The following is a 15,096-nucleotide window of genomic DNA, read 5'->3' as shown; positions in this document are numbered from 1 at the left end:
AGGGTATCGGGGCGCGGCGCGTGGTCGCGGTCACGGGTCACGCGTCCCCGAAGGGCACTCCCGCCTCGACGAGCCGCTCGCGCGCCCACGCCCACGGGATCCGTTCCTGCTCCAGCAACCGGCCCTCGGCGGCGACCAGCGCGAGCAGCTCGCGTTCGGGATCAGTGAGCGGCAGATCGGTGTTGTCGGCGAGCGGACTGCCGTCCACCGACAGCGACTCCCACCGGCGGAACGTCGCGACGTCGGTCATCACGCTGCGCAGCTGGGGGAGGCTGCGCCGCAGCCGGCCGATGAACGCGATCCCCGGCGGGTCCAGGTCGCCCCAGTAGACGACGTCGGCGGAGCCGAGCCAGCCGATGCGGCCCAAGGCGGTGACGGCGTTGCCGGAGCCGAGCAGTGCGACGGTGCCCGACGCGTCGGGCAGCACGTGCAGGCATTCGCGGTTCTCGACGACCAGCACGGTCGCGGGCGTCACCGCCATCGCCGCGACCTCGTGCAGCGGGGCAGCGAACAGCCGCGGCAGACCGGCTCGCAGGCGCGGGTCGAGGAGGGCGAGCTCGACCAGCCGGGGTGCGGCGTGCACGCCGAGCTCGCGTGAGCCGCGGGTGCCCTCGATCAGCTTCTCGACCAGCGTCCGATGCCGGGCCAGCCATTTGGTGTGCACGCCCACGATCGGGAGCTGCCGGATCAGCAGACCGGAATCGGGGTTGGCGAGCAGCCAGGCGAGGGTGGCGAGCAGCCGCTCGAAGTCGGCTTCGCTGAGCACCTCCCACTGCTTGTGCAGGCCGGCGACGACGTCGTCGAAGACCTCGCCAGGGGCGAGCGCCAGCAACTGCGCACGGCGGGCGACCAGCATCTGCCACCGCGGGAGCTCGCCTGCGGCCCGGCAGATCTCGGCGGCGCCCGCGAGCCTGAGGCGGACCGGGACGGTCTGCTCCCCGAAGCTGCGCCAGCGGCGCTGCTCGCGGTCGACGACCCCCGGACCGGCATAGGCCAGCCATGCCCGGACCCAGTCGCGGGCGGCGTCGGGATCGTCGGCGACGGTGTTCTCGGTAGGCGGATGCAGGGCGATCGTCAGGGTGTCGGATGCGGCCGCGTCCGGGTCGGCGAGCCAGCGGCGCATCCGGTTGCGGACCGCCTTGCGGGCGGCGTCTGCGGCCGCGCCGAGCGGAATCACGGCGTCGCCTCGTCGACGTCGGTCCACTCGACGAGGTTGATCGTCGACTCGCGACTGTCGCGGATGGCGATGGTCGCGGTCCCGCCGATGTAGTCCTCGAGGGTCTGCAGGAGTTTGAGCGGGGTGGCGAGCACCAGGTGGAAGCCGAACTGGGTGAACACGTCGAGCGCGCGCCGGGTGAAGGCGGCGTCGGCGCGGTCGAAGGCCTCGTCGAGGATCACCGTGCCGTACCGCGTCACCCCGCTGCCGTCGGGCGCGAGCTGATAGCGCAGTGCGGCCGCCAGGCAGAAGAAGACCAGCTTCTGCGCCTGTCCGCCGGACAGTCCCGCGCTGGAGTCGTGGTAGTTGGCGGCCGCGCCGTCGGCGTCGAACTCGACGCCGATGAACTTCACGTGCAGGCGGGTGTCGAGCACGAGACGCCGCCAGCGCCGGTCGGCGGGCTCGGCGGACCCGAGCCGTTCGAGCAGTGCCGACATCGCCACGAACCGCTGTTCCGCGGCGGCGCGATCGTCTTCGGTCCACGAGCCGCCGGCCACCGCGGCGAGGTCGTCGAGGAACTCGGTCGCCGCCGGCGAACGGTGCTCGCGGACCGAGATCTTGAGCCACCGGTCGACGTCGAAGGGCGAGTGCCGCAGCGAGTCGTTGACCGGTTCGATGCGGGCGCGGATGTCGGCCGGCGCCTTGCGGATGGCGCGCGCGATCTCCCCGATGTTGCGGGCCGACTGGTCGTTGAGCAGCTCGAAGAAGCGGTTCTCATAGCGAGGCAGCCCGTCGGACCGCAGCCGGGACAGGATGGCCAGGGCATCGTCGACGTACTCGGCCTCGGCCCGGAGTTCGCCGCCGCGGGCCTCCCACCGGGCCAGATAGCGGGTGAGGATGCGGGTGATCTCGGTCTGCGCCGCGCCGAGCATCGCCTGCGCCTTCTTGTTCTCATCGGCGATTCCGCGATCGACGGTGGTGCGGGCACGGTCGATGTTCTCGCTGGTCAGTCGTCGTGCCGCCGCGGCGAATCGGGCGTCGAGCCGGGCGGCGACCGGGCCGGGCACCTCGTGGTCGACGGCGCCGGCGGCCTCGTCGGCGCGCGCCTGCAGGTGCGCGATCGCGTCCTCGTGCGCCGACTGCTTCGCGCGGGCGGCGGTCAGCGAGGCGGTGGCATTCCTCGCAGACTCCGCGGCGACGTCGAGCTGCGCCGACAGAACCGAGTGCTCCGGGTTGTCGTGCTCCCAGCGCGCGATCCGATCCACGGTCGCATCCAGCTCGGCCTGCGCGGAGTCGACGTCGATGTCGGACCACCGCGCGTCGAGGACGGTCTGCGCCGACCGGATCTGGTTGTTGCGCGACTGCTCGTCGGCGTCGACGGCCGCGAGCTGAGCGGTCCACGCCGAGATCTGCTCGTCCAGATCGGCGATGCGTCTGCGCAGGTCGGCGATCTTGGTCTCGTTGTCGAAGCCCAGCACCCAGCGGGTGCGGTCGTCGATGCGACGGCGGTCGTCCTTCTCGTGCCGCTGCGCCGAGTGCTTGACCTGGCCGGCCCGGGTGACCGCGCGCGTCTGACCGGCGAAGTCGGCGACGGACTCGACGCACGCGTAGTCGAACGAGTCGGCCAGGTGCGCCTGGAGCCACTGCGCCATCGGTCCGGGCGCCACCGTCAGCTTGCGCACCAGCGAATCGCGGCCGGTACGACGCGGGCTCTCCGACACCGGACGCACCCGCAGGTACACCAGCCGGGCATCGAGATGATTGGCGTCGATGGCGGCCGCGACCGACCGATAGTCCTCGTCGGGTACCAGCAGGGTGCGGCCGAAGCCGCCGAGGACCCGCTCGATGGGGCCGGTCCACGCCGCATGGTCGGGCATCACCTCCAGCAACTCACCGCCGAAGGGAAGCCGGTCCTCGCCGAATCCGGTGGCCGCGCAAACGATCTCGCGGGCGTGCAGAAGCGCCGGGTCGATGTTCGAGCGGCGTCGCGCGAGGGCCTCCCGGTCCGCTTCGAGCCGGCTGCGTTCCAGACGCGCGGCCGACCGCCTGCTCGACAGTTCGTACTGCTCGGCGCGACGCTCCTCGTGACTGCCCGCCGAATCGGCGACCAAGCTGTTCACCTGACCGACCAGTCGCGCGAACTCCTCGGCCGAGACCGGGACCTCGCCGTCCCAGGTCGACACGGCCGCCGCGATCTGGGCACGCCGCCGCCGGATGCGTTCGACGGCGGCGCGTTGGTCGTCGCGACGCCCGGTCAGCACGGCGAGCCTGCCGCCGCCGATGCCGTCCACGGCGACCCTGGCATCGAGAAGCACCTGGTCGGCGGCGTCGGCGTCGCGGCTGGCGGCCTCGACCGCCTCCGCGAGCAGCGGCGACCGGGCGGTGAGCTCGGTGATCTCGCGGCGCAGGATCTCGAGCATGCGCGTGGCGTACACGGCGTCGACGTGGGTCTGCTCCTCGTCGGTCTCGCGGACCACCGTCAGCGACCGCTGCCTCGTGTCGGCCAGGGCGGTCAGCGGCGTGAGCATCTCCACCTGCTGCCGGGCGTCGACCACCACGCGGTGGGCTTCGCGCAGATCGTGGAACTGCGTGACCGCGCGATCGGCGAGCGCGACGGTGCCGGGCTCGTCGAGCATGAAGTCGCGGAACAGCTGATCGAGGCTGCCCAGGCTCTTGGCCGACAGCGTCCGGTGCAGCAGCCGCTGGGCGCCCTCGGTCGAGATGCCGAGCCGACTGCGGAACTTGCGTGCGAAAGGCGCATACGACGGGTTGACGTCGGCCGACGGCCAGTGCTTGCGGACCGCGCGGGTGTCGATGCCGGACTTCAGGTAGGGCAGCATCTCGGTCAGGTCGAGTTCGTCGTCGAGCAGCACATGCAGCTGGCTCACGTCGCCGACCGTGTTCTTGCCGCGTCCCAGATGCATCAGCTTCACCAGCGTGACCGCGTGCTGATCGTCGCCGGTGCGGTAGGTGAGGGCGACCGCGCTCAACGTGGCGTCGGGTCGCAGATAACTGCTGACGAGGGTGTCGGATTCGGCGTCGGTGTCGCGGCGCCACGCGCCGCGGATGTAGCTGACCAGGCTGCGGCCGGACCGGTCGGCCTCCTGGGCGGCGGCGTTGAACTTGACGCGATCGCCGGGCATGAGGACCGCGGAGATGGCGTCGAGCAGCGTCGACTTGCCGGACCCGGAGTTGCCGGTGATCAGGAAGCCGCGCCGCGCGATCGGGAACCGGTGGTAGCCGCTGAAGGTGCCCCAGTTCACCACCTGCACGCGGGCGAGGCGACGCTGGCCGGGATGGTCGGTCACGGTGCTTCCTCCTCCGGTGATTCCTCCTCGGCGATCTCCCCGTGCAGGATGCGGTCGAACTCACCGGCCACGACGGCGATCTGATCGGCGTCGAACAGTTGTCGCAGCACCGGCGAGACCTCCATGCGGTCCTCGGTGGTCGTCGACGACAGCAGCGAGTACTTGGCCATCTTGGTCCACGAGGCGTTCACGCGTCTGCCGAAGCCCGCCGGATCGGTGTCGGTGTGGCGGCGGTACATCTCCAACTGTTCGGCGATCTCGTCGCGGCCCACGATCACCCGCTCACCGGGCTGCGAGCGCAGCAGGAGCTGGCGCAGCGCCAGCAGCATCACGGTGTCCATGAACGTGAGGCGCTCGGTGCGCAGCACGGTCGGCGCGTCGACGTCGCCGGTGTCGGCGGGCCGGGTGAACGCGAGCTGGTTCTCGTCGTCGACGACCAGATCGAGGAAGACGTCGGCCACCCGGGATCGCAGCACCTTCTCATCGCGCAGGACCGTGCGCCAGACCTCGGGATGCTTGGTCGCGGTGATGAGCGGACCCTTCAACAGCTGGACCAGTGCGCGGCGGGTGTCGACGGCCAGCTCGCCCGCGTCGCCGGGATAGGCGCCGCCCCGGTCGGCGCCGTCGGCGTCGGTGTCGTGATCGTCGGCCGCGGCGGTCATCGGTCGAACTCCTCTGCTGTCGGGTCGTACACGTGGCGGACGATGTCGGCGCGACGACGCGTCCCGGTCGCCGACGTCCACTCGACGGTCTCGACGTCGTCGGTGGGATGGCCGTGGCGGACCGCCAGCACCAGCAGACCGACCACCGACGCCAGGCCCTGGGTGGCCGGGTGCTCGGCGAGGACGTCGGCGACGCTCGCTCGGCCGCGCTCGTGCAGGGTCTGCGCGATGTCGCCGGTCAGTTCGTCGAAGTCGATCTCCGACTCGCGGACCAGCCGGCGGAGGTCGGCGAGATCGGCGACGCCCGGCTGATGGATCTCGACGCGCTCGGTGACGCGGTCGTCGCCGGGGTTGTGCGGTTTCAGTGCGGTCACCGATTCGATACTCATGCCCACGCGCACCAGCTCCAGGTCGAGCACGTCGAACGGGCGCCGGACCTGCGCGACCGAGCGGGCGCGCTGCTGGGTGGTGCGGATGAGCTGCTGGATGCGGCGATGCTCCTCGTAGGCGCGCGACTGCACGAAATGACGCAGGCTGCGCGACAGCGAGGTCATCGTCTCGTGGACCTCGGAGGCGGCGTTCTCCATGTCGGCGAGCAGCGCGCGGAAGCTGCGACGCTGCGCGACGCTGAGGTGGTCGGCGAAGGGGCGGTCGAGGATCGCGCCGATCGCGTCGTCGATCTGAGCCGAGCGGGTCGCATCGAGGATCGTGTCGTAGAAGGCGGTGAAGCTGCGGCCGGCGTCCGAGTCGCCGATCAGGTCGACGCCCCGGAACACGTCGCCGAGGGTGTCGCCGCGGTCGGTGTCCGCGTCGAGGATGCGGGCGCGCAGCGTGCGGTTGAGTTCGTCGAAGGAGGCTCGGACGCGGGCGAAGTCGCCGGGGATCTCGGAGGCCAACGCGAGGATCTCGTGCGACCGTTCCAGAGCGCGACTGCCGTCGACGATCGGGAAGTCGCCCGACTGCACCAGCGCGATCTGGCGATCGATCTCATCGCGCTCGGCCTGCAGCCGGGCCAGCCGGGTCGCGGCGCTCGGATCGGTGTCGCGGGCCAGGGCCTGCAGCTGGGTCGCCAGCGTCGTCAGTCGGGACTCGGTGACGGTGCTGGTGGGGGAGGCGAGGCCGGTGACGAAGGCCAGGGCCGCGAAGGTTCCCTCCGTCGGCTCGATCGACTCCTCCCGCGACGAGCTCTGCGCCCGGCGGAGCAGATATCCCGCGCGGACCCAGTCGGCGCAGTAGCCCTGACCGGACCGCGGCAGCTCGTGCCCCTCATCGCGCAGCTCCTGCAGATCGGCGTCGAGCAGATCGAACAGCTCCGGTGCGGCGATGGTCCGGACGCCGTCGCGGAAATGCCTGCCGAGCAGGGCGAGGATGACGGCGGCGTTGTCGGCGCGGAGCAGGGCCCAGCCCGGACTCTGCTCCCGGAGCCCCTTGAGCTGATGGGTGTCGCCGACGGCCGACATCACATCAGCCGGACTGGGCGGCCGACGCCAGTGCGCGGCCCTCGGCGGCGGGTTCGGTGGTCGCGGCGACGATGCCGAAGCAGATCACCAGCAGGATTCCCGCTGCGGGACCGGCGATCCGCCACGGCAGCCTCTGCCAGATCATGGTGGCGCCGGTGAGTACGAAGGCCGCACCGAAGAACGTCATCGCGACGCTCATCCCGGGCTGTGACCAGTCGACGAGCGCGGCGATCACGATCAGCGCGCCGAACAGGAGCACCACCCAGCCGCCGACCTTGCGCACACCGGACAGGGGCCCGGGCACGGCGGTGGCGTACGGGGCGGGGGCATGCGGCGCGGGGGCGGACGACGGGGGCGGCGCGGGCCGGTTCGGCGGCTGGCCGAACGGATTGTCGAACGGATTGGTCATCGGAGCCCTCTCATGCCGTCGACGATACGACGCCGGTCTGACATCGGTGATCGAGAGCGCGGTGCGACCCCACCCGAGTCGACTCGCGCTAACTCGGTTCGAACCGGTCGGCGAACTCGAAACCGAGGTCGCGGGCCCGATCGCGCAGGACGGCCGCGGCGATCGAGCGGTCGTCGTTCCACACCGCGACGATGTCGTAGGCGCCCGCGATGTAATGCCGGGTGAGCTGTGGCAGTCGATGCTGCATCAGCGGCCACTCCTGCGCGAAGACGGCGTCGCGCGAGCGATACCGGACGATGTCGGTCGAGGTCTGCCGGTAGAGGTCGCCGTAGGCGTTCGCCAGGTCGTACTCGGCGCCGAAGCCCCAGGAGATCGCGTTCACCAGGGCGTGGTCGGGTGCGCCGAACAAGTCGATCGGGGTCTCCAACCCGGCCACCACGTCGACGACGGGCAGGTCGACGGCCCGGATCGTGTACAGGTCGTCGACGGCCGATTGCGCGGCGCGGCGCAGACCGTCGGCCCAGTCGGGACCGAAGCGGGCGTACTGGATGATCGCCCGATGGAACACGGTCCCCACCAGGTACTCCCATGCCCGTCGGAGGTGCTCGCGCAGCACGATCGGGGTCAGCGGCGCCGACGTCAGGGCGGGGAAGACCCACACGATGTCCTGCTCAACCGGCAGCGCTCCCGGCAGCAGCTGCGACCCGGGAACGTGCGCGCGGGTCGCGAGGACGGGCCGGGTCCGGCTGAGTCGGAGCCGAACGGCGCCGTCGGCGTCCAGTCCCGCGGCCAACGGTCTCACCGGGTCCGAGAGCACGGTCCTCCTCGAAGAATGACGACTGACGGGGCCTCGTCCGGGCCCCAGAACTCCACTATAGGAGTGCTCCACTATTAGGACCGCGCCGATCACGGCGGTGCCAGCTCGTGCCCGCGTTCGGCGATCATCTCGCGGATCGCACGCATGACGACGGTCGTCGCCGGCCGCTGCAGGCGGCGCGGGGCCAGGCTGGCGGTGAACTCGAGCGTCGAGGACACCTCCGACCAGAGCACGCGCCGCAGCCGTGGTTCCCGGTCGCCGACGAACGCCGGCAGCAGTCCGATTCCGGCGCCGACGAGAGTGGCGGCCAGCTGCGCCTGCACACTGGTGGAGCCGATCTGCACGCGGTGGCGCAACTGGGTGGCGAGCACATCCAGATCTTCCACGCGCAACAGCGATTCGACGTAGTAGATCAGCGAGTGATCGGCGAACTCGTCGATGGTGGTCGGGCGGCCGTGCGCGGCCAGATACTCCTCGGTGGCGTACAGCCCCATGCGATACGAGCACAGTCGTTCGGCGCCCGGTCTGCTGATCACCGGCTCGCCGACGCCGATCTCGATGTCCCACCCGGCGTTGTACGCCGTCAGCCGGGTGCTGGTGACGAGTTCGACCGTCAGATTGCGATTCATGCTGTGCAACTCTGCAAGCAGCGGCGCGATGTAGTAGCTGCCGAAGGCGTGCGTGGAGGCCACCCGGACCAGACCGGACAGCGACTGTTGGGCCTGGGGTGTCCCGCCGATCTCGTGGACGCGGCGCAGGGCGGACTCGATCTGTTCGCATGATTCGAGAAGGCTGCTGCCCAGCTCGGTCAGCTGGCAGCCCTGAACGTGCCGGACCAGCACGGAACCGTGCATTTCCGCCTCCAGGGCCGAGATCCGGCGGGAGACGGTCGCGTGGTTGATGCCCAGTGCCGCCGCCGCGCCCGTGAGGGAGCCGCAGCGGGCGATCTCGAGCAGGATCACCAGGTCGTCGGCACGCATGGCCTCCTCCTTGCGAACGGTGGCCGCGGACGTCGTTGTCTGCGATGCCGGGCTGTGCAATTTCGCACAGCAACCTTACCGGACTGGGCGTTTTCTTTGTGACAGACCTCATCCATGCTCATATCCATGCCGCGGATTACTCCTAAGGAAGGGGTGGACGCGGGGCAGCTGACACCAGGAGGTTGACATGAGAGTCGGATGGATCGGGCTGGGCGCCATGGGCGGACCCATGGCCGGCAATCTCGCCGCGGCGGGACACGACGTGCTCGCCTACGATCTCTCGGCGCGGGCACTGAGTGAATCGCCGGTCCCGGTGGCCGACTCCGCCGCCGCGGCCGCCGCCGACGCCGACGTCCTCGTCACCATGCTTCCCAAGGGCGAGCACGTTCGCTCGGCCCTCGTCGAATCGGGCGCCCTGGCCGCGCTGTCCCCGCAGGCGCTGGTGATCGACTCCTCGACGATCGCCGTCGCCGACGCCGAGGACCTCGCCGCGCTCGTCACCGAGACGGGTCGCCGCTTCATCGACGCCCCCGTCTCCGGCGGGGTGGCCGGCGCCCAGGCGGGCACCCTCACCTTCATGGTGGGCGGCGCCGACGCCGACCTGGACCTCGCGCGAGGGCTGCTGGACGCGATGGGCTCGCGCACCTTCCACGTCGGCGCCACCGGATCGGGTCAGGCCGCCAAGATGCTCAACAACCTGATGCTCGCGGTCAACATGGCCAGCACCTGCGAGGCCGCGAGCCTGGGCGCGCGGCTGGGCGTCGATCCGGCGACGCTGGTCGAGATCGCCGCCGTCTCCACCGGGGACAGCTGGGCGCTGCGCAACTACTACCCGGTCGGCGGCGTGGTGCCGTCGGCGCCGTCGAACCGCGACTTCCGCGACGGCTTCGCCGCCACCCTGATGCGCAAGGACCTCGGACTGGCTCTGGACGCCGCCGAGACCGTCGGACTCGACCTGCCCGCGACCGCCCACGTGGCGCAGCGCATGGACGCCATGATCACCGACGGGGACGGCGGCATGGACTTCTCGGCGATGATCCGACTGTTCGACGCCCCGGCCACCGCGACCGCGGGAGGAACCCGATGAGCACCCCGACCATGAACCACGCCCCCGACCCCGCCGAGCAGACGCCCGCGGCCAAGCCGGGGATCCCGGCAGGCTTCCGCCGCGTCGTCGCCGCCTCGATGGCGGGCACCGTCGCCGAGTGGTACGAGTTCTTCCTCTACGGCATCGCCGCCGCCCTCGTCTTCGGCGAGGTCTTCTTCCACAGTTCGGGCAACAAGCTCGACGGGGTGCTGGCCGCGCTGCTGACCTACGCGATCGGCTTCGTCGCCCGCCCCATCGGCGGCATCATCTTCGGCCACTACGGCGACAAGTTCGGCCGCAAGAAGCTGCTGCAGATCTCGCTGCTGATGATCGGCGCGTCGACCTTCCTGATCGGTGCCATCCCCAGCTACGCGTCGATCGGCATCGCCGCACCGATCCTGCTGGTCCTGATGCGCTTCTTCCAGGGCATCGCGATCGGCGGCGAATGGGGCGGCGCGGTCCTGCTCGTGGCCGAGCAGAGCCCGGACGACCGGCGCGGCTTCTGGTCGAGCTTCCCGCAGTTCGGCGCGCCGGTCGGCAACATCCTGGCGACGGTCGTGCTGCTGGTGCTGTCCTCGACCATGCCGGACGCGGCGTTCATGTCGTGGGGGTGGCGCATCGCCTTCTTCCTGTCCGCGGTGATCGTGCTGATCGGCTGGTTCATCCGCACCCGCGTCGAGGAGTCCCCGATCTATCAGGCCGCCGCCAAGGACACCCCGCAGGTCGGCAACGTGTGGCAGGCCGTGGTCCGCGTGTGCAAGGCGCGTCCGCGCCAGGTGCTGACCGCGATGGGGCTGCGGGTCATCGAGAACATCCACTACTACATGATCGCGACGTTCTTCCTGACCTACCTGAGCGTGCAGTTGGGCATCGACACCGCGCACATCCTGCTCTACATGCTGGCCGCCCACGCTGTCCACGCGGTGATGATCCTGGTCTTCGGCTGGCTGTCGGACGTCGCCGGACGCAAGAGCGTGTACCTGGTCGGCGTGCTGCTGGCGACCGTCTACGGGTTCATCGCGTTCCCGCTGCTCGACACGCGCAGCGACGCGCTGATCCTGACCGCGATCACCATCGGCTTCATCATCCACGCCATCATGTACGCGCCGCAGCCGGCGATCATGTCGGAGATGTTCCCGACCCACATGCGCTACATCGGCGTCTCGATGGGCGCCCAGGTCACGGCCATCTTCGCCGGCTCGCTGGCCCCGGTCATCGCGACCTGGCTGCTGCGCAGCTACGGCAGCTGGGTGCCGATCGCCGTGTACATCGCCTGCGCCGGCCTCGTCTCGCTGGTCGCCACGATCTTCATGCGGGAGACCCGCGGCGCCGACCTCGCCGCCCTCGACGAGGAGTACCGCGCGGTCGCCTGACCGCGTCACACACCGACCTTCACTCGCTCGATTCTGCAATTCGCTTACCCCGCATTTCGCTTACCCCGCATTTCGCTTACCTCTGAAAGGAACTCATCATGCGTAAGATCACCCACTGGATCGACGGCGCCGCCGTGGACGGCGACAACGCGATCAACGTCGTCGACCCGGCCACCGATCAGCCGGTCGCCACCGTCCCGATGGCCGATCAAGCGACCGTCGACACCGCGATCGCCTCCGGGCTCAAGGCCTTCGACACCTGGGCCGCCACCCCGCAGTCGCGCCGCGCCCACGTCCTGTTCCGGGCCCGCGACCTGCTCCTGGAGCACCGCGACGAGCTGGCCGCGATGATCTCGCAGGAGCACGGCAAGACCCTCGACGACGCCGCGGGCGAGATCACCCGCGCCGTCGACTCGATCGAGCTGGCGTGCGGCGGACCGGCGCTGTCGGCGGGCTCCACCTCGCTGCAGTCCGGCCCCAACATCGACACCAAGTCGGTGATGCACCCGCTCGGCGTGTGCGTCGGCATCACCCCGTTCAACTTCCCGGCGATGATGGGCCTGATGATGCTGTCGGTCGCCCTCGCCGCGGGCAACACCTTCGTGTGGAAGCCCAGCGAGCAGGATCCGGGTGTCAGCGTCCGCATCGCCGAACTGTTCGGTGAGGCCGGACTGCCGGCCGGCGTCCTCAACGTGGTGCACGGCGGCGTCGAGGCCTCGCAGCAGCTGATCGACTCCCCGAACACCGAGGCGATCTCGTTCGTCGGCTCCAGTGACGTCGCGCAGGCCATCTACTCGCGGGCCGCAGACGCGGGCAAGCGGGTGCAGGCCTTCGGCGGCGCCAAGAACCACATGATCGTGATGCCCGACGCCGACCTCGACAACACCGCCGACCAGCTGACCTCGGCCGCGTTCGGTGCCGCCGGGCAGCGCTGCATGGCGATCTCGGTGGCCGTGGTCGTCGGACCGACCGCCCAGCCGCTGCTCGACCGGCTCAAGACGCGCGCCGAGCAGGTGGTGGTCGGCTCCGGACAGACGGCAGGCGCCGAGGTGGGCCCGGTGGTGAGCCGTCGCTCGCAGCAGCGGGTGCAGCAGATCGTGCGCGAGTCGATCGCCGCGGGCGCGACCGCAGTCGTCGACCGGTCGGCCGAGGTGGTCGAGGGCTTCGAGGAGGGCTACTTCGTCGGCCCGACCATCCTGACCGACCTCGACATCACCTCGCCGGCCTACACCGAGGAGCTGTTCGCGCCGGTGCTGACGGTGATTCGCGTCGACACCCTCGACGAGGCGCTGGAGCTGATCCGCTCGCACCGCTACGGCAACGGGGCGTCGATCTTCACCCAGAACGGTGCCGCCGCCAACGAGTTCGAGCGGCGCGTCACCGCGGGCATGGTCGGCGTCAACGTCGCGATCCCGGTGCCGGTCGCCGCCTACGCGGTCCAGGGCTGGAAGGCCTCGGCGTTCGGCGACACCGGGCTGAACAACGCCTCGTGGAGCTTCTACACCCGCCCCAAGTACGTCACCTCCCGCTGGGAGAGCGTCGGCGGTCAGGACTTCGGCTTCAACCCGAACTGATCGATCACGGCGGAAGGATCGAGAAGGATCTCGGTGCGATCGCGGTTCACCACGAACCGCGATCGCACCGAGATCTTCGCGTCAGCGCTGCCGAGGCATGGTGACCAGCTTCTTGTCGAGGGTGAAGACGGTCATCTTCTCCGTCGACGCGGTCAGAATGATGGGCTCGGAACGGTCGAGCTTCGGGATCAGCGAGGTGATGGCCGCCCGGAGCTTCGGGTTCGCGTTCACCGCGGCCCGATCGGCCGGCTCGACCTTGAGGAAGCCCTGGTAGAGGCGGGTGGTGGAGGTGAGTCCGGCGGGCTGCCAGCCGGGTCGCGGCGTCGGAGCGATGTACGCGGTCACGTTCACACACGCGCCGCCCGCGCAGACCTTTAGCCGCTGGGTCTCGGTGGCGTGATCGAAGTCGGTGGTGCCGATGGTCGCACCCGGCTCGATCCGACCCGCATAGTCGACGCCGCTGTGGCCGACCATCGTCAGGGCGCTGGTGTCGCCGCTGCGGTTGTCGAGGACCGACGCCGTCAGCTTCGCATCCCTCACCGCCGTGAACGACCAGGAGGCCTTCGGGTCGATCTTCTTGTGCCAGTAGCCGGTGACGCCGTCCTTGCGACCTTCCACGCGCAGTTCGCGCTGCGCCGATCGTCCGCCGGTCTGGTGGACGCTGATCGTCGAGGTGATCTCGCCCGGCACCTTCGGCTGGGGCAGCCACGCCGGGGTCGGCAGCGTGAACTTGGCGAACTGGGTGGGGAAGAAGCCGCGCAGCGCCGGGTACTGGGCGAAGAACGCCTCGAAGTTGTTCGGGCCGCCCGTCGCGCCCGTCTGCGGGTCGGGGGTGTAGGAGAAGAACAGGGTGTCGGCGCCGGAGATGTCGAAGTCCCACAGCCGAGTGAACATGTCGCCGTACTTGTTGATGACGAAGGTCGTCGAGCCGGCCGACGAGAGGTTGACCGCCTGGAATCGGCCGTCCAGCGGGCCCTGCATCTCGTAGCTGTAGTCGGCGTTGAACCGCTTGTCGCTGGGTTTGAGCGGGTCGGCGCCCGGCAGCCACGGATCCAGGAGGTAGATGCGGTCGCCCCGCTGCGAGAGGGTGAACACCGTGGTCACGCCGGCACCGCCGACCGGATGCTGCAGCCCGGCGCTGTCGGTCCAGAAACCCTTCTGCCGGAAGGGGATCAGCGAGGTGTACATCGGGTCGAGCCACGACAGGCTCCAGGCGCGCATCGACGGCCGGACCCGGGTGCCCGCCGGGTCCAACCAGATCGGCGAGCCGAACCGGGAGGTCCACCACCACAGTTCCGGCGTGAGGTCGGCCGATTCGAGGGTGAAGACGCGGTTGCCGCGCGCCAGGACGACCAGCCGACTGCCGTCCACCGACAGGCCGGTGATCCGGTCGCGGATGCACTGCGGCACGGGCGCGATGCGCCAGTCGCCGTCGCCCTTGCTCGACTTCACGTAGAGGTTGCGATGAAACAGTGCGTACTGCCACGAGATGTTGAAACCGGTGGTCTCGGTACGCAGGTCGATGCGTGCGGGCAGCCCCTTCTGCACGGCGGCCGAGGCCCGCGGCATGGTCAGCAGCCCGATTCCGCGGTCGGGGGCGTGCATCGGAACCGGCCAGGTGCCTGCACGTCCGGGGAAGGTCAGCATGGCGCAGCTGAGCGGCTCGGGAGCGACGCCGATCGGGAACGCCTCGTCGGCGCCGGCGACCGGTGCGGACGTCAGCGCCATCATCGCTGCGGTCACGGTCGCGGCTCCGCCGAACACGAGTCGTCGGGCGAGTCGGCGCATGGGCCATCCTCCTGGGAGAGTTGAACGAAGGGGGTGGAGTCGGCGAACTGCGAGCGTACGGCGCCGGAAATGCTCCGGATGAACCATAGCCGCTCGCCTCGAACGGATCGACTTGCAGAGTCCGCGGGGCGGGCGCACAATGATCGGGCAAGCACTTCGTTAGGCGAAGCTCCTGCGCGAACACAGGCCACTGATCTCACGACGTCGAGAGACGCCCAAGGTTAGGACAGGTCCTCCCGGATTAAGGGTTGACCCGAAGTGGCTTCCGGCCGTTCCGGCGGTCGGACACGTCGCGCAGTGCCGAAGCTCCAACGTGGAAGTAGTTCTCCGGACTCCGATCGCGGCGTCCCTGCCTCCCCGTCGACGCGGTGTGCGCTGAGCGCGAGGAGGTGATCGGTCGTGAGCGACGACGGACATAGTCGATTGTCCTACCCGCGCAGGGCGATCGGTCGCCCCCACTGCCGAGTCCGTCTCGGCGCCGC

At 70.1% G+C, this 15,096-nt stretch carries 11 protein-coding genes and 1 riboswitch; of the genes, 3 read left to right on the top strand and 8 right to left on the bottom strand.

Annotation, left to right across the window (positions count from 1 at the left end):
• Window positions 1–37 precede the first annotated feature (37 nt).
• From AAFO60_RS14675 to AAFO60_RS14645, 7 genes are all read right to left on the bottom strand, one after another.
• Window positions 38–1,204, bottom strand: coding sequence for a DUF3322 domain-containing protein (locus AAFO60_RS14675; protein ID WP_347956954.1), 1,167 nt, complete (start codon window positions 1,202–1,204; stop codon window positions 38–40).
• The gene (locus AAFO60_RS14670; RefSeq protein ID WP_347956953.1) at window positions 1,174–4,464 is read right to left on the bottom strand and encodes an ATP-binding protein; all 3,291 of its coding nucleotides are present in this window, start codon (window positions 4,462–4,464) and stop codon (window positions 1,174–1,176) included. The genes AAFO60_RS14675 and AAFO60_RS14670 overlap by 31 nt, the downstream gene beginning before the upstream one ends.
• On the bottom strand, window positions 4,461–5,126 hold the full coding sequence (locus AAFO60_RS14665; protein WP_347956952.1) for a DUF4194 domain-containing protein: 666 nt from the start codon (window positions 5,124–5,126) through the stop codon (window positions 4,461–4,463). Before AAFO60_RS14665 ends, AAFO60_RS14670 begins: the two co-directional genes overlap by 4 nt.
• Window positions 5,123–6,586, bottom strand: a complete 1,464-nt coding sequence (locus AAFO60_RS14660; protein WP_347956981.1) for a DUF3375 domain-containing protein — start codon at window positions 6,584–6,586, stop codon at window positions 5,123–5,125. The genes AAFO60_RS14665 and AAFO60_RS14660 overlap by 4 nt, the downstream gene beginning before the upstream one ends.
• 4 nt (window positions 6,587–6,590) lie before the next feature.
• The gene (locus AAFO60_RS14655) at window positions 6,591–6,995 is read right to left on the bottom strand and encodes a hypothetical protein (protein WP_347956951.1); all 405 of its coding nucleotides are present in this window, start codon (window positions 6,993–6,995) and stop codon (window positions 6,591–6,593) included.
• A gap of 88 nt (window positions 6,996–7,083) precedes the next feature.
• Window positions 7,084–7,797, bottom strand: coding sequence for a hypothetical protein (locus AAFO60_RS14650; protein WP_347956950.1), 714 nt, complete (start codon window positions 7,795–7,797; stop codon window positions 7,084–7,086).
• Window positions 7,798–7,901: 104 nt separating this feature from the next.
• Entirely contained in the window at window positions 7,902–8,792 is an 891-nt protein-coding gene (locus tag AAFO60_RS14645; RefSeq protein ID WP_347956949.1) for a LysR family transcriptional regulator, read from the bottom strand.
• Window positions 8,793–8,979: 187 nt separating this feature from the next.
• Between AAFO60_RS14645 and mmsB the strand changes: the two genes are divergently transcribed.
• The 3 genes from mmsB to AAFO60_RS14630 all read left to right on the top strand — a co-directional run bounded on the left by mmsB (window position 8,980) and on the right by AAFO60_RS14630 (window position 12,826).
• Window positions 8,980–9,879, top strand: a complete 900-nt coding sequence (gene mmsB, locus AAFO60_RS14640; protein ID WP_347956948.1) for a 3-hydroxyisobutyrate dehydrogenase — start codon at window positions 8,980–8,982, stop codon at window positions 9,877–9,879.
• An 11-nt stretch (window positions 9,880–9,890) separates the two neighbouring features.
• Window positions 9,891–11,252, top strand: a complete 1,362-nt coding sequence (locus tag AAFO60_RS14635; RefSeq protein ID WP_347956980.1) for an MFS transporter — start codon at window positions 9,891–9,893, stop codon at window positions 11,250–11,252.
• Between the two features lie 95 nt (window positions 11,253–11,347).
• Entirely contained in the window at window positions 11,348–12,826 is a 1,479-nt protein-coding gene (locus AAFO60_RS14630; protein WP_424306825.1) for a CoA-acylating methylmalonate-semialdehyde dehydrogenase, read from the top strand.
• 81 nt (window positions 12,827–12,907) lie between these two features.
• Here AAFO60_RS14630 and AAFO60_RS14625 read toward each other — a convergent pair whose 3' ends face one another.
• Window positions 12,908–14,614: a hypothetical protein gene (locus AAFO60_RS14625; RefSeq protein ID WP_347956946.1), complete on the bottom strand. Its 1,707-nt coding sequence runs from the start codon at window positions 14,612–14,614 to the stop codon at window positions 12,908–12,910.
• 148 nt (window positions 14,615–14,762) lie between these two features.
• A riboswitch (M-box (ykoK) riboswitch) is annotated at window positions 14,763–14,940 on the top strand.
• Window positions 14,941–15,096: the final 156 nt, after the last annotated feature.

This window comes from Gordonia aichiensis (assembly GCF_039946255.1).
Taxonomy (GTDB): domain Bacteria; phylum Actinomycetota; class Actinomycetes; order Mycobacteriales; family Mycobacteriaceae; genus Gordonia; species Gordonia aichiensis_A.
This window is presented reverse-complemented; position numbering and strand designations above follow the sequence as displayed.

Bases quoted from the DNA above. Each gene is read 5' to 3' on its own strand.
- AAFO60_RS14665 (WP_347956952.1), bottom strand. From the start codon at position 5,126: ATGACCGCCGCGGCCGACGATCACGACACCGACGCCGACGGCGCCGAC.
- AAFO60_RS14660 (WP_347956981.1), bottom strand. From the start codon at position 6,586: ATGTCGGCCGTCGGCGACACCCATCAGCTCAAGGGGCTCCGGGAGCAG.
- AAFO60_RS14655 (WP_347956951.1), bottom strand. From the start codon at position 6,995: ATGACCAATCCGTTCGACAATCCGTTCGGCCAGCCGCCGAACCGGCCC.
- AAFO60_RS14645 (WP_347956949.1), bottom strand. From the start codon at position 8,792: ATGCGTGCCGACGACCTGGTGATCCTGCTCGAGATCGCCCGCTGCGGC.
- mmsB (WP_347956948.1), top strand. From the start codon at position 8,980: ATGAGAGTCGGATGGATCGGGCTGGGCGCCATGGGCGGACCCATGGCC.
- AAFO60_RS14635 (WP_347956980.1), top strand. From the start codon at position 9,891: ATGAACCACGCCCCCGACCCCGCCGAGCAGACGCCCGCGGCCAAGCCG.
- AAFO60_RS14625 (WP_347956946.1), bottom strand. From the start codon at position 14,614: ATGCGCCGACTCGCCCGACGACTCGTGTTCGGCGGAGCCGCGACCGTG.